This is a genomic window from Methylobacterium sp. GXF4 (assembly GCF_000272495.1).
Lineage (GTDB): Bacteria > Pseudomonadota > Alphaproteobacteria > Rhizobiales > Beijerinckiaceae > Methylobacterium > Methylobacterium brachiatum.
The window spans coordinates 25,533-38,945 of sequence record NZ_AKFK01000066.1 but is presented as its reverse complement, the minus strand read 5'-3'; the positions used below and the strand labels follow the sequence as shown (position 1 = coordinate 38,945).

General features: G+C 70.1%; 12 protein-coding genes. 7 read left to right on the top strand and 5 right to left on the bottom strand.

Annotated elements, in window-relative coordinates; genetic code table 11:
* The first annotated feature begins 136 nt into the window (after nt 1-136).
* Both WYO_RS17505 and WYO_RS17500 read left to right on the top strand, forming a co-directional pair.
* Nucleotides 137-694 carry a hypothetical protein gene (locus WYO_RS17505; RefSeq protein ID WP_244424223.1) on the top strand — a complete coding sequence of 186 codons (558 nt, stop codon included), beginning with the start codon at nt 137-139 and terminating at the stop codon, nt 692-694.
* A 35-nt stretch (nt 695-729) separates the two neighbouring features.
* On the top strand, nt 730-1,140 hold the full coding sequence (locus WYO_RS17500) for a DUF2147 domain-containing protein (RefSeq protein WP_007564886.1): 411 nt from the start codon (nt 730-732) through the stop codon (nt 1,138-1,140).
* 300 nt (nt 1,141-1,440) lie between these two features.
* Here the strand turns inward: WYO_RS17500 and alaS are convergent, their stop codons facing one another.
* Complete coding sequence (gene alaS / locus WYO_RS17495; RefSeq protein ID WP_007564884.1) at nt 1,441-4,128, bottom strand: alanine--tRNA ligase; 2,688 nt, start codon at nt 4,126-4,128, stop codon at nt 1,441-1,443.
* A 325-nt stretch (nt 4,129-4,453) separates the two neighbouring features.
* On the opposite strand from alaS, the gene WYO_RS17490 reads away from it, so the two are divergent.
* The 5 genes from WYO_RS17490 (at nt 4,454) to WYO_RS17470 (ending at nt 9,057) form a co-directional block, all read left to right on the top strand.
* On the top strand, nt 4,454-5,620 hold the full coding sequence (locus WYO_RS17490; RefSeq protein ID WP_007564882.1) for a transglycosylase SLT domain-containing protein: 1,167 nt from the start codon (nt 4,454-4,456) through the stop codon (nt 5,618-5,620).
* A 118-nt stretch (nt 5,621-5,738) separates the two neighbouring features.
* A complete protein-coding gene (locus WYO_RS17485; protein WP_007564880.1) occupies nt 5,739-6,335 on the top strand; it encodes a response regulator in 597 nt (198 codons plus the stop codon).
* A gap of 75 nt (nt 6,336-6,410) precedes the next feature.
* The gene (locus WYO_RS17480) at nt 6,411-7,340 is read left to right on the top strand and encodes a transglutaminase family protein (RefSeq protein ID WP_007564878.1); all 930 of its coding nucleotides are present in this window, start codon (nt 6,411-6,413) and stop codon (nt 7,338-7,340) included.
* A gap of 63 nt (nt 7,341-7,403) precedes the next feature.
* The gene (locus tag WYO_RS17475) at nt 7,404-8,222 is read left to right on the top strand and encodes a transglutaminase family protein (RefSeq protein ID WP_007564876.1); all 819 of its coding nucleotides are present in this window, start codon (nt 7,404-7,406) and stop codon (nt 8,220-8,222) included.
* A gap of 193 nt (nt 8,223-8,415) precedes the next feature.
* Nucleotides 8,416-9,057, top strand: coding sequence for a L,D-transpeptidase (locus WYO_RS17470; protein ID WP_007564874.1), 642 nt, complete (start codon nt 8,416-8,418; stop codon nt 9,055-9,057).
* A gap of 364 nt (nt 9,058-9,421) precedes the next feature.
* Here WYO_RS17470 and WYO_RS17465 read toward each other — a convergent pair whose 3' ends face one another.
* From WYO_RS17465 to WYO_RS17450, 4 genes are all read right to left on the bottom strand, one after another.
* Entirely contained in the window at nt 9,422-10,021 is a 600-nt protein-coding gene (locus tag WYO_RS17465) for a Uma2 family endonuclease (RefSeq protein ID WP_007564871.1), read from the bottom strand.
* Between the two features lie 70 nt (nt 10,022-10,091).
* Nucleotides 10,092-10,604 carry a hypothetical protein gene (locus tag WYO_RS17460; RefSeq protein ID WP_007564869.1) on the bottom strand — a complete coding sequence of 171 codons (513 nt, stop codon included), beginning with the start codon at nt 10,602-10,604 and terminating at the stop codon, nt 10,092-10,094.
* 36 nt (nt 10,605-10,640) lie between these two features.
* Nucleotides 10,641-12,467, bottom strand: a complete 1,827-nt coding sequence (locus WYO_RS17455; RefSeq protein ID WP_007564867.1) for a glycoside hydrolase family 15 protein — start codon at nt 12,465-12,467, stop codon at nt 10,641-10,643.
* 14 nt (nt 12,468-12,481) lie between these two features.
* The gene (locus WYO_RS17450) at nt 12,482-13,372 is read right to left on the bottom strand and encodes an SMP-30/gluconolactonase/LRE family protein (protein ID WP_007564865.1); all 891 of its coding nucleotides are present in this window, start codon (nt 13,370-13,372) and stop codon (nt 12,482-12,484) included.
* Nucleotides 13,373-13,413: the final 41 nt, after the last annotated feature.

Below are 13,413 nucleotides of genomic sequence, written 5' to 3'. Positions count from 1 at the left end.
GTTCCGGGACGTTCCGATGCCAAAGCTCACCTTCACGGCGCTTGATCCGCGGGCGGTCAAACGCTGCGTCGCCTTCCTGGTCCGGCGCGACTGGGCACTCCATCTCGGCCTCGCGGCAGCGCTGGCGGGGATCCCGATGAGGCCGTCGGCCGTCGCGGCCGAGGCGCCGGCCGCCGCCCAGCCGCAGGGCGCCCTGATCGCCTCCCTGCAGAGCCGCGTGCTGGCGGCCCACAGCGCGACCCTCGCCCTGGAAAGCTGGTGCGCCGACCACAAGCTCGCCGGCGACCCGCATCTCGTCGCCCGCCGCATGGACGTGGCCGACAAGCCGCTCAGCGCCGCGCAGCGGGCCCGCCTGGCGATCGGCCCGGACGAGCCGGTGCGCTACCGCCGGGTCCGCCTGGCCTGCGGCGACCGGGTCCTGTCGGAGGCCGACAATTGGTACGTCCCGGCGCGCCTGACGCCTGAGATGAACGCCACCCTGGACGGCACCCGCACCCCGTTCGGGCGGGTCGTGCGACCGCTGGAGCCGACCCGGCGGACGATCGAGGTCCGCCCGTTCCCGCGGCCGGCGGCGCCCGGCCCCGACGACAAGCTGTTCGAGATCGACGCAGTGCTCTCCACCGGGGCCGGCCAGCCGTTCTGCGAGGTCGCCGAGACCTATCTGGGCGGTGCGCTGCCGGAAGCTTCGCGGTAAGAGAGCGGCGAGGATTGGTCTTGAGAGGATTGCGGATGAGATCGACGCTGCGTCGGACGGTCTTGGCTGTGCTGGTGACGGTGCCGTTCGGCGGCCCGGCCCTCGCGGCCGACCCGGCCGGACTCTGGCTGACCGAGACCGGCAGCTCCCGGGTGAAGATCACCCCCTGCGGCGGCGGCTATTGCGGCACCATCGTCAGCGCCCCCGGCAAGGCGCTCGACGCCAAGAACCCGGACCCGGCCCTGCGCAACCGCAGCGTCGTAGGCGTGCAGATCCTCAACGCCCAGCAGGCGGACGGGTCGAGCTACACCGGCTCGCTCTACAACCCGAACGACGGGAAGACCTATTCCGGCTCGCTGCGGCTGACCGGCCCGAACGCGCTCGAGGTCTCGGGCTGCGTGATGAGCGTGTTCTGCAAGCGCCAGACCTGGACCCGGGTGAACTGATCAAGCGCGTGGCGACGCGCCCCGCGGCGAGAACCTAGGCCAACCCCAAGCGCGCCTCGCTCCCCCCTCTGCGGGGGCGGGAAAGCGCGTGTTGGCCTCCGAGAGACTCCTCTTGCGGCCGAGAACCATCCGGATCGCGATCCGTGAATCCGCTGGCCCGCACGAGAGAAGGCACCCGCGCTTCGACCGGATCGATGCAGATCCGCGCGCGAGGAGGGTCAGGGCGGGGCAGCTTGTTGCATCCCGCCGGGCGGATCCGAAGGGCCGCGTCGGTAACGCCGCGGCCCACCCGTGAACGCGTCAGGTCGCCGCGGTCAGCGCCTGCTCGATCGCATCGAGCGCCGCCTCGGCGCCGGCGCCGTTGGGGCCGCCGGCCTGGGCCATGTCGCGGCGGCCGCCGCCGCCCTTGCCGCCGAGCGCGCCGGCCCCCGCGCGGACCAGCCCGACCGCGTCGTAGCGGCCGGTCAGGTCCTCGGTGACGCCGACCACCAGGCCGGCCTTGCCGTCGGCCGAGACCCCGACGATCGCCACGATGCCGGAGCCGAGCCGCTTCTTCTCCTCGTCGATGATCGGCTTGAGGTCGCGCATGTCGAGCCCCTCGACCACCGAGCGCCGGAACGCCACGCCGCCGACCTCGCTCTGGCGGGCGTTCGAACCCGATCCGGTCTCGCCGCCCATGGCGAGCTTGCGGCGGGTGTCGGCGAGCTCCCGCTCGAGCCGGCGCTTCTCCTCCATCAGGGCCGTGAGGCGGTCGGGCGCCTCCGAGACCGGGGCCTTCAGGATCCCGGCCAATGCTGCCAGGGTGTGGGCCTCCTCGGCCCGGTGGTGACGCGCCGCGTCGGCGGTGAGCGCCTCGATCCGGCGCACGCCGGCCCCGACCGCGCTCTCGCCGACGATGCTGATCGTCCCGATATCGCCGGTGCGCGCCGCATGGGTGCCGCCGCAGAGCTCAATGGAGAAGTTCTTCAGCCGGCCCCGATCGGTCTCGGCGCCGTTCGCATCGACCGGCAGGCCCATGGAGACGACCCGGACCTCGTCGCCGTATTTCTCGCCGAACAAAGCCCGGGCTCCGGAGGCGATGGCGTCGTCCACGGCCATCAGCTTGGTCACCACCGGGGCGTTCTGGAGCAGCACCGCGTTGGCGATGTCCTCGACGCGGGCGAGCTCGTCCGCCTCGATCGGCTTGGGGTGGCTGATATCGAAGCGCAGCCGGTCGGGGCTCACCAGCGAGCCCTTCTGGGCGACGTGGTCGCCGAGCACCTGCCGCAGGGCCTCGTGCAGGAGGTGGGTGGCCGAGTGGTTGGCCCGGATCGCCTTGCGGCGGGCATGGTCGACCTTCAGCTCCACCGGCTGGTCGAGGCTGAGAATCCCCTCCTCCACGCTGACATGGTGGACGAACAGGTCGCCGAGCTTCTTCTCGGTGTCGGTGACGCGGGCGCGCAGGCCGGCGCTCAGGATCAGGCCGGTATCGCCGACCTGGCCGCCGGATTCCGCGTAGAACGGCGTCTGGTTGACCAGGACGAGGCCGGTCTGGCCGGCCTCCAGGCTCTTCACCTCGGCGCCGTCGCGCAGCAGCGCGGTGACGATACCCTCGGCGGCCTCGGTCTCGTAGCCCAGGAACTCGGTGGCGCCGACGCGCTCGCGAATGCCGAACCAGACCGTCTCGGTGGCGGCCTCGCCGGAGCCCTTCCAGGCCTCGCGCGCCGCCTGCTTCTGGCGCTGCATCGCGGCGGTGAACGCCTCCGTGTCGACCCCGATGCCCCGGGCCTTGAGAGCGTCCTGTGTCAGGTCGAGGGGGAAGCCGTAGGTGTCGTAGAGGGTGAAGGCGGTCTCGCCCGAGAGCTTGTCGCCCGACTTGAGGTCGCGGCTCTCCGAATCGAGGATCGACAGGCCCCGCTCCAGGGTGCGGCGGAAGCGGGTCTCCTCCAGCTTCAGGGTTTCGCCGATCAGCGCCTCGGCGCGCATCAGCTCGGGATAGGCCTGGCCCATCTCGCGCACCAGGGTCGGGACCAGGCGGTACATGGTCGGCTCGCGGGCGCCGAGGATCTCGGCATGCCGCATGGCCCGGCGCATGATCCGGCGCAGCACGTAGCCGCGGCCCTCGTTGCCCGGCAGCACGCCGTCGGCGACCAGGAAGGACGAGGCGCGCAGGTGGTCGGCGATCACCCGGTAGGAGGCCATGGTGGCGGGCTCGGGCGCCCGCGAGACGGCGTGGGCCACGGCGTCGATCAGCGCCTTGAACAGGTCGGTGTCGTAGTTGGAATGGACGCCCTGGAGGATCGCGGCCATGCGCTCCAGGCCCATGCCGGTATCGATCGAGGGCCGCGGCAGCGGGTTGCGCATACCGGGCTCCAGCTGCTCGTATTGCATGAACACGAGGTTCCAGAACTCGAGGAAGCGGTCGCCATCCTCGTCCGGGGAACCGGGCGGGCCGCCCTGGAGCGCCGGGCCCTGGTCGATGAAGATCTCCGAGCACGGGCCGCAGGGGCCGGTATCGCCCATCTGCCAGAAATTGTCGGAGGTCCCGATCCGGATGATCTTGTCGTCGGAGAAGCCGGCGATCTTTTTCCACAGGTTCGCGGCCTCGTCGTCGTCGGCATAGACGGTGACGAGCAGCCGGTCGGGCTTGAGGCCGAATTCCTTGGTGATCAGCGTCCAGGCCAGCTCGATCGCGCGGTCCTTGAAATAGTCGCCAAACGAGAAGTTGCCGAGCATCTCGAAGAACGTGTGGTGGCGCGCGGTGTAGCCGACATTGTCGAGGTCGTTGTGCTTGCCGCCGGCGCGCACGCATTTCTGCGCTGTGGTCGCCCGATCGTAGGCGCGCTTCTCGACACCGGTGAAGACGTTCTTGAACTGCACCATGCCGGCGTTCGTGAACATCAGCGTGGGATCGTTCTTCGGAACGAGGCTCGAGGAGGGCACGGCCTCGTGTCCCGCACGCGCGAAGTAGTCGAGGAAGGTCGACCGGATCTCGTTGACGCCGCTCATCGGGGCAGAACTCTAAGCAGGGCTCAAGGGACTGGGCCGTCACCCGTTTCAGGCGGGGCCCGCATGCCGCCCTCTTAGAGCCGTTCCCGATCGCGTAGCAATCGCGAAGGGCGGCAAGGCCTTGCAAGGCCTTGGATGAGACGCGCTCCGGATCCGCGGCGTACGCTCGCAGAAGGCGATCCAGCCCGGGGTACCGACACGTCTGCCGCGAAATCTCCCCGGCCCGCCCCACGGTCGCCACAAGCACGGCCGTGTTGTCGCCACATCTGTCAAGCGATGGTGAGTCCGTGGCGCCATCAAGGGCGCGTGAGGAATCGGGTACACGATGCAGGGCCGCACGGTCGGATCGCCGAGGAACGTCACGGGTCAGCAGGGCCGGTTCGGGTCCGGCCGCGCCGATGCCATCACCGCACAGCCGATGGTCGGCCGCGCCCACGGGAGCGTCCCGGCGCTGGCCCGCTCGCTGCTCACCGTCTCGCTGATCGCCGGAGGCCTCAGCGCCGCCCTGATCGGGTCGGGCGTCGATCTCGGCAAGGTCGGGCTGAACCAGGCCGTCTCCTCGGCGCAGGCCGCCACCGAATTGCCGATGCCGCGCCCGCGGATCCATACCGTGGCGCTGAGCGAAGAGATCGAGCGTACGCCGCTGCGCGCCTCGGCGAGCTTCGCCGCCGTCCACGACCTCGACACCGCGGTCGGCTCGAACGGCGTCGACCGCGTCTCCTACGATTTCCTGCTCTCGGAGAGCGCCGGCGGCGACCCGAACGACATCCTCGAATTCGGCCCGATGAAGATCCGGCGCCACTTGGTGCAGACGATCGTGCGCGCCGCCCAGGCGGTCCAGACCGACCCGGTCCTGCTGATGGCAGTGGCCGACAAGGAATCGAGCTTCGTCACCGCGGTCCAGGCCAAGACCTCCTCGGCCACCGGCCTCTACCAGTTCATCGAGCGCACCTGGCTTGGCGTGGTGCGCGACTTCGGCCCGAAATACGGGCTTGAGAAGGAGGCTGCCCTGGTCTCCTCGGATGCCAACGACCGGCCGGTGATCACCGATGCCGCCGAGCGCACCCGGGTGCTCGAGCTGCGCCGCGACCCCTATCTCTCGGCCCTGATGGCCGGCGAGATGCTGAAGCGCGATGCCGGGCGCATCGCCCAGCGCATCGGCCGCGACCTCACCCTCGGCGAAGTCTACCTCGCGCACTTCCTGGGCGTGGACGATGCCGGCGAGTTCCTGGCCAACGTCGTGAACAAGCCGGCCGCCGCCGCGGCCGCGCTGCTGCCCGGCCCGGCCCGGGCCAACCGCTCGATCTTCTTCGCGGCCGGGCGCTTCGTCGGCCGCGGCCGGCACCGCAAGCCGGCGAGCCTCTCGGTGGCCCAGGTCCACGAGAAGTTCGAGGCGATGATGAGCACCCGCGGCACCCGCTACCAGAACGTCCGGGCGGTGTCCGGCATCATGGCCTACGCGGATGCCGAGAGCGGCGTCGCCACGCAGTAACGCCTGAGCGAGCGGGCCGCCAATTCGCGGCTCCGCGCGCAACCCCCCGCGACCTGCCGACGTTCGTCCACAAGCGCCGCGTCCGCGTGGCCTGATACGGAGATTTCGGGGGACGTTCTTGAGAAAGCCTCTGTCGAGCGCAGGCACGCCGCTCACCGAAACGCTCTCGCCGAGCATCCCGCTCGACCAGATCGGCCAGACGCTTGCCTCGATCTACGACGATCTCGTCTCCGAAGGCGTGCCGGAGCATCTCGCCGCCCTGGTGCGCCGGGTCCGGCAGAGCGAGGCCGAGCCCGCCGCACCGCACCCGGCCCAGCCCGCGGCGACCGAGGCCGTGCCGCAGCGCCTCGCCCTGGTGGTCGAGGACGATCCGCAGATCCGCGCGCTGGCCGAGACCCTGCTTGAGGAGACCGAGCTCGACGTGGTCGGCTGCGACAGCGCCGAGGCGGCGCTCGCCGTTCTGCAGGCGCGCGGCGGCGACGTGGCCCTCGTCTTCGCCGATGTGCGGCTCGCCGGCGAGATGGACGGTCTCCAGCTCGCCCGGGCGGTGGCGACCCTGTGGCCTCGGGCGCGGCTGGTGGTCACCTCCGGCCACGGGATCCGCCGCCCGGACCTGCCGAGCGAGGCTGTGTTCATCGCCAAGCCCTGGCGGCCCTTCGACGTGCTGGTCGAGGCCGAGCGGGCGACCACCGATCCGGCGCCGCCCGTCACCTGATGCCGCAGCCGCGCCGTCGGGCCCGGCCCTTGCATTGACGGTCGGGACATCGGCGCGAGCCCGGAGCCCCTGAGTTTGCCGATCCTGTCCGTCCGTCACCGCACGGTCTACCGGTACCGACGTCCGGTCGCCTTCGGCGAGCACCGGATCATGTTCCGGCCCCGGGACAGCTACGACCAGCGGCTGATCGAGGCCTCGCTGGAGATCACGCCCGAGCCCGCCGCCTTGCGATGGATGTTCGACGTGTTCGGCAATTGCGTCGCGGTGGCGACCTTCGCGGTCCGGGCCGAGACGCTGACCTTCGCGTGCGGCATCACCCTCGACCACACGCCCGAACACGCGCCGGTCTTCCCGCTGGCGCCGCACGCCACGCATTACCCGTTCGGCTACGGGGCCGAGGACATGCCCGACCTGTCCCGGTCGATCGAGCGGCAATGGCCCGACCCGCGTCACGAGGTCGATGCCTGGACGCGCAGCTTCATCCCGCGCGAGGGCCGGATCCCGACCCAGGAGCTGCTCGCCGACATGACCCGCAGCGTGCGGGCGAACTTCACCTACCTCGCCCGCTCCGAGAAAGGCGTGCAGGAGCCGCTGACGACGCTGCGCAGCAAGCGCGGCTCGTGCCGCGACTTCGCGGTGCTGATGATGGAGGCGGTGCGGGCGCTCGGCATGGCCGCCCGGTTCGTCTCCGGATACTTGTACAACCCGCGCAACGACCGGGCCCGCCATGTCGGCGGCGGCTCGACCCATGCCTGGCTGCAGGTCTACCTGCCGGGCGCTGGCTGGATCGAGTTCGACCCGACCAACGGGATCGTCGGCAACCGCGACCTGATCCGCGTGGCGGTGGCCCGGGATCCGGCCCAGGCGGTGCCCCTGCACGGCTCCTTCTTCGGCCTGGCCAGCGACGACCTCGGCATGCGGGTGGACGTCGATGTCGTCGAGCTGCCTGACGAGCGGGCAAAAACACGCGAAATTGAGGCTCATCCGCCAATAGTGGCGCGTTGAGACCTGAAAACCGGACTGAGCTGCGGGGCGACCCGCCGGGGCGAGAGGATACAGGTGGCCGCGATGAAGATCAGGACCGGATACGACATCGCCTTCAGCCTGACTCAGCCGACGCCGATGATCCTGATGCTGAGCGTCCACCCGTCGCGGATGGCCGACCTGCTGACCCCGCAGGTCATCAACTTCGACCCGTGGATCCCGGTGCACGCGTACCGGGACGTCTACGACAATGTCTGCCACCGCATCGTCGCGCCGCCGGGCCTGCTGACGATCTCGGCCGACTTCACGATCCAGGATTCCGGCCTGCTCGACGAATATGCCCCCGACGCCCGGCAGATTCCCGTGCAGGACCTGCCTGACGACGTGATGGTCTACCTGCTGGGCTCCCGCTACTGCGACACCGACAAGCTCTCGCAGACCGCCTGGTCCCTGTTCGGCGGCACGCCGGAAGGCTGGGCGCGGGTCCAGGCGATCGTCGCCTACACGCACGAGCGCATCCGGTTCGACTACCAGCGCGCCGACGCCACCCGCACGGCCCATGACGGCTTCATGCAGCGCGAGGGCGTCTGCCGGGACTTCGCGCATCTCGCGGTGGCGTTCTGCCGGTGCATGAACATCCCGGCGCGCTACGCCACCGGCTATCTCGGCGATATCGGCGTGCCGAAGGACCCGGCGCCGATGGATTTCTCGGCCTGGTTCGAGGTCTACCTGGAGGGTCCGGACGGCCCGCGCTGGTACACGTTCGACGCCCGGCACAACCGCCAGCGGATCGGCCGGATCGTCATGGCCCGCGGCCGTGACGCCACCGATTGCGCGATCTCGACGAATTTCGGCTACGCCCACCTGGCGCGCTTCGATGTCCATACCGACGAAGTCGCCTGACGGCGTGGATTGGATCGCGCAGGATGGTTACCAGCATTCGCACCGGATCGATGCAACACCGGGGGTCCGGCGCCGGGCACGCGCAAACCCGCTTACGTATTCCAGCGCCAGCCAAAATCTTCTTCGCGGCGTGGAACTGCCAACCTATGCTCACGCTTGTAATAGCAAAGGTTATTGCACAGGCAGGCTCACCATGAAGACCTCGGCCACCGCGCTCGCGGCGCTCCTCGCCGCAACTGTTCTTGCCGCCGCGCCGGCACTGGCAGCACCCGCCTACGACCCGTTCGGCGAGAATGGCGCCGAGGAATATTACGCGGATCCGGGCCAGTACGGCTATCAGGGCACCCCGGGTTACGGCCAGGGCGTGCAGGACGCGCCGCAGGCGCAGGTCCAGCCGATCCCGCGCGAGATCGTTGCGTTCAACGGCCCCTACGCGCCGGGCACGATCGTGGTCTCCACCGCCGAGCGCCGCCTGTACTTCGTGCTCGGTAACGGCGAGGCGATCCGCTACGGCGTCGGCGTCGGCCGCCCGGGCTTCAGCTGGAGCGGCAGCAACAAGATCACCGCCAAGCGCGAGTGGCCGTCCTGGACGCCTCCGAAGGCCATGATCGCCCGCCGCCCCGACCTGCCGCGCTACATGGCCGGCGGCATCGAGAACCCGCTCGGCGCCCGCGCCATGTATATCGGCAACACCGAGTACCGCATCCACGGCTCCAACGAGCCGGACACGATCGGCCAGGCGGTCTCCTCGGGCTGCATCCGCATGACCAACGACGACGTCACCGATCTGTACGAGCGCGTGAAGGTCGGCGCCAAGGTCGTCGTGCTGAACTGAGCCGACGACACATTGGGACCTCAGCGGCTCTTTCCACGCTCAGGTTGAGCGTGGTGGAGCCAAGCGCTTAATGTTTTCGAGCAAGAAGCCGGCCGGTCACGAAGATGACCTGCTGGCTTCTTTGTTACTGAGCACCGTAGAGGTCTGCGGGTACGCCCAAGCAATCACCCCGTCATTCCGGGGCGCCGGAGGCGAGCCCGGAATGACGGGGTGGCGGTTCGGGCGGACGCTCGCATAACGACAAGGCAGCGGACCGGCGACGCCATTAGAAATCGAAACGGCATCTTTGGCGTCCGACCTTAGCCCGCCGCGATCTCCCGACTTCGGTCGTCGAGGGCGGTGGACGGAGCGGGGATCAACGGAGCTAGCCGGCGTCCAGGATCGGTCGGCGCACGGGAACGTCGAAATAGGTCCGGTCGAGGTCGATCTCGAAATCGACCGCGTCGAACCTCAGGACATCGTCTGGCGCGGTCAAAACATCGAGGCGCCACCCCTCGTCGGTCCGCTCGTAGTGTTCGACGCGCATCTGGTCCTGGTAGATCAGAGCGATGTGGCGCAGCGTCGGCAGGGACTTGTAGAACTTGAGCTTGCCGCCCCTGTCAAAGTCCATCGTCGAGGGCGACAGCACTTCGATTACGACGAGCGGATCGGTCACGTAAGTCTGGTTCTGCCGCGGACCGCAGCGGACGACGATATCGGGTTTTGTCTTGTCCTTGCCCCGGCTGTCGCTTGAACGCTGGACGCGCATGCCGCCCTGATAGCTCCGGCATCCGGCGGCATCCATTGCGAGTTTGAGCGGCGCGCCGACGTTTCCGGCGATCTGCTCATGGTTCTCGGTCGGATTGCTCATCATCACGAGCTCACCGTCCACGAGTTCCCATTCGCGGTCGTCGTGCTGCGCCTCCACGAACCGGTCGTAATCGGCGATCGTCAGAGGATGAGGCTGGTGGGCAGCGTCGGCCATGAAGCCCTCCGTCACCACGGGACTACATCATCGGCGTGAAAGCCCATAGAGCCTCGGCGTCGGACTGCGCCTACCGCGGCCCGCCGCCTCGCCGCATCGCGACCTCCTGGCCCTGGCTGTCGAGCGCGCCGGACGGGGCGAGGTTCTCGTTCGGGATTGGGGTCATCCCGGCATTGGCGGTGCGCGAGGCCGGGCGCCCGACGGTCCGGTCGCCGGCCGCCTGCTTCAGGGCCAGGGCCCGGCGGGAGGTCGCGACCAGGCTCCCGCGGGCCTGCGCGTTCCGGCGCCGCTCGCTCTCCTTGCTGGCGCGCTTCACCGCGGCCGCGAGCAGGGCCGCCTTCTGGCGGGTGCCGGTATTGTCGGTCGCCGGGCGCGTGCCGGAGGGCGCCGCCTTGCCGCGCAGCTCCCGGCGCTGACGACGGGAGACGTCCCGGGCGCGGTCCCGGCGCTCGCGCAGCCGGGTAATCAGCTCGGCCAGGCCGGTATCATCGGTCTCGCGCAACCTCGGGTGATGGGAGCGGGCGACGAGGTCGGCCTCGTCGGCGCTGAGCAGGCGGGCTTCCTGGCGGCTCGAGATGGACATGGGCACTCCGGGGCTGGGGTTGGAAACGGGAAACGGTCAATCGGCGGCGAGTTCCGGGACCCGGCGCAGCGCCGTCTCGCGCAGGGAGCGGTCGGCGTAGGTGCCCTGCACCGCGGCGCGGCCGCCATGCTCGAACAGGTCGAGCATAAGGGCGCTGTGGATGAAGCCGAGATGGCTGAAGGCCTGCGGGAAATTGCCCAGGAAGGTGCCGTCATCGGCCGCCTCCTCGGCGTAGAGCCCGACATCGTTCTGCAGGGCTCGCAGGGCGTTGAAGCGGGTCCGTGCCTCCTCCTCGCGGCCGAGCCAGAGCAGGGCGTCGACCAGCCAGAAGGCGCAGAGCAGGAACGTGCCCTCGTGGCCGGGCAGGCCGTCGTCGTTCCGGTAGCGGTAGACGAGGTGGCCGCGGCCGAGGCGCTCGATCACGACATCCACGGTGCGGGCGAAGGCGGCCTCGTCCACGGGGAAGCCGACCATCGGGGCCATCAGCAGGGCGGCGTCCACGTCGTCGCCGCCGAGATATTGCGGGTAGTAGCCGTCCCGGTGGATGCCCTCGCGGTTCACGCAGGCGACGATCCGGTCGCGCTCCCGGCACCAGTTCTCCCGCGGGCCGAACAGGCGGATCGCCCTATCGAGGGCGACCCAGTTCATGATCGCGGCGTGCAGGTAGCGCTGCTCGGGCCTGCGCGGCTCCCACAGGCCGGCATCCGGCTTGTGCCAATGCGCGGCCGAGATGTCGGCGAGCCGGGCGCCATGGCCCTGCATCGCCTCCGGCAGCGTGCCGCCGAGCCGCGTGTAGAGGTAGAGCAGGTCGAGAACCTGCCCGTAGGCGTCGGCCTGATGCTGCTCGGCGGCCTCGTTGCCGGCCCGCACCGGCGCGCTGCCGCGCCAGCCCTCGAAATGCGCGATGGTGGTCTCGGTGAGGTCGCCCTCCCCCGCGACGCTGTAGAGCGGCCGCAGCCGGCCCTCGGCCCGCTCGCACAGCTCGGTCACGAAGCCGAAGAACGCCTCGGCCTCGCGCAGCATCCCGAACTTCTTCAGGACGTAGAAGGACAGGCAGGCGTCGCGGATCCAGCAGAACCGGTAATCCCAGTTGCGGATGCCGCCGATCTCCTCCGGCAGCGAGGTCGTGGCGGCCGCGACGATCGCCCCGGTCGGCGCGTAGGTCAGCGCCTTCAGGACCAGGGCCGAGCGGATCAGCTCGTCGGCGAGCGGCCCGGTATAGGCCGCATCCTGCGTCCACAGCACCCAGGCCTTGCGGGTCCGCTCCATCAGGGTGCGGGTGTCCGGCGGCGCTTTCGGCAGCGTGTCGGTGTAGAGGCTGAAGCTGCGCTCCTGGCCGGCCGCCAGGGTGAAGCGGACGGTGGCGCCGTCCCCGTCCGGGGCCAGGGCGACGTCGGCGAGCAGGCTCGGGCATCCCGGCGTCACGACCCGGCCACCGTCGATCGCCGGCCGGGCGAAGCGCTCGGCGAAGCCCGCGAGCGGCCGGTACGCGACCACCATCGGGACCTGGCCGGACATGCCGCTGACGCGCCGCACCAGGCGCGGCCGGTCCGGCCCGCCCTCCGGCCCGATCATGAAATCGTGCAGGGTGACGAAGCCGTCCCGGGTGGTGAAGGTGGTCTCCAGGATGTTGCTGCGGCTCAGATATTGCCGCGTCGTCTCGTACCGCCCCGCCGGGCGGATGGTGAAATGGCCGCCGCGCCGCCGGTCGAGCAGCCGCGAGAAGGTCGGCTCGGCATCGAAGCGCTCGAGGCAGGCCCAGTCGATCGACCCGTCCCGGGCCACCAGGGCACAGCCCTCGCAATTGCCGATGAGGGCGTAGGCTTCGATCGGCTGGTAGGGGCGCTCACCCGGATCTGACATCGATTCTCCTGTGTTCAGGCGCCGAGCCGGAAGGCCGGCTCCAGAAGGCCACGGGCGCCGACATCGACCAGGAAGGTCCGCCCGTGCTCGGGATCGGCGGCGCGCGCGACCGCATCCATGCCCTCGTAGGCGGAGGTGACCAACAACCGGTCGAGATCGCGGCCCGCGAAGGTCGGGCAGGTCGGCTGCCGCACCGGGACCGGTACGGTGCGGACCCGCTCGCCGTCGGGATTGTAGGCATCGAGGCAGGCGGCACCGAACCGGGCGGTCCAGATCAGGCCCTCGGCGTCCACCGCGGCACCGTCGATGCCGCCCTCGCCGCCGCGATGGTCGAAATGGGTCGCGGGCGGGCCGTTCGGCAGTCCGGTCCTCGGATCGAGCGGGACGCGGCGCAGCACGCCCTCGTCGGTGTCGACGAAGTAGCCGGTGGCGCCGTCCGGGGAGAAGCTGATCCCGTTCGGGACGGTCAGGCCGCCGAACAGGCGCCGCACCCGGGTGCCGGCGACGTGGTAGATCGAGCCGCGCCCCTTGGCGGCGTCCCGGTCCATGGTGCCGATCCAGAGGGCGCCGCTCGGATGGACGCGGCCGTCATTGGAGCGATTGCCCGTCAGCTCCTCCTCGAGCGGGCACAGCACCCGGATGTCGCCATCGCGGATCGCCCGGACATAGAGGCCGTCCTCGGCCGCGAGCAGCTGGTGGAAGCCGTCGATCGCGGCCACGTCGCTGACCTGGAACGGCAGGACGTGGACCAGCGCCTTGCGGGATCCGGCGACCGGCTTCTCGAACAGGCGGGCCTCCAGGATATCGACCCACCACGCCGTGTCCGTGCGCGGATCGTAGCTCGGCCCCTCACCGAGATGGCAGCGGACCTGGCTCAGAACACAGGCGTCGTACGAACAATCCAAATGACCAATCCCGTTGGTGCCGATCGGACGTCAGGGTGGCT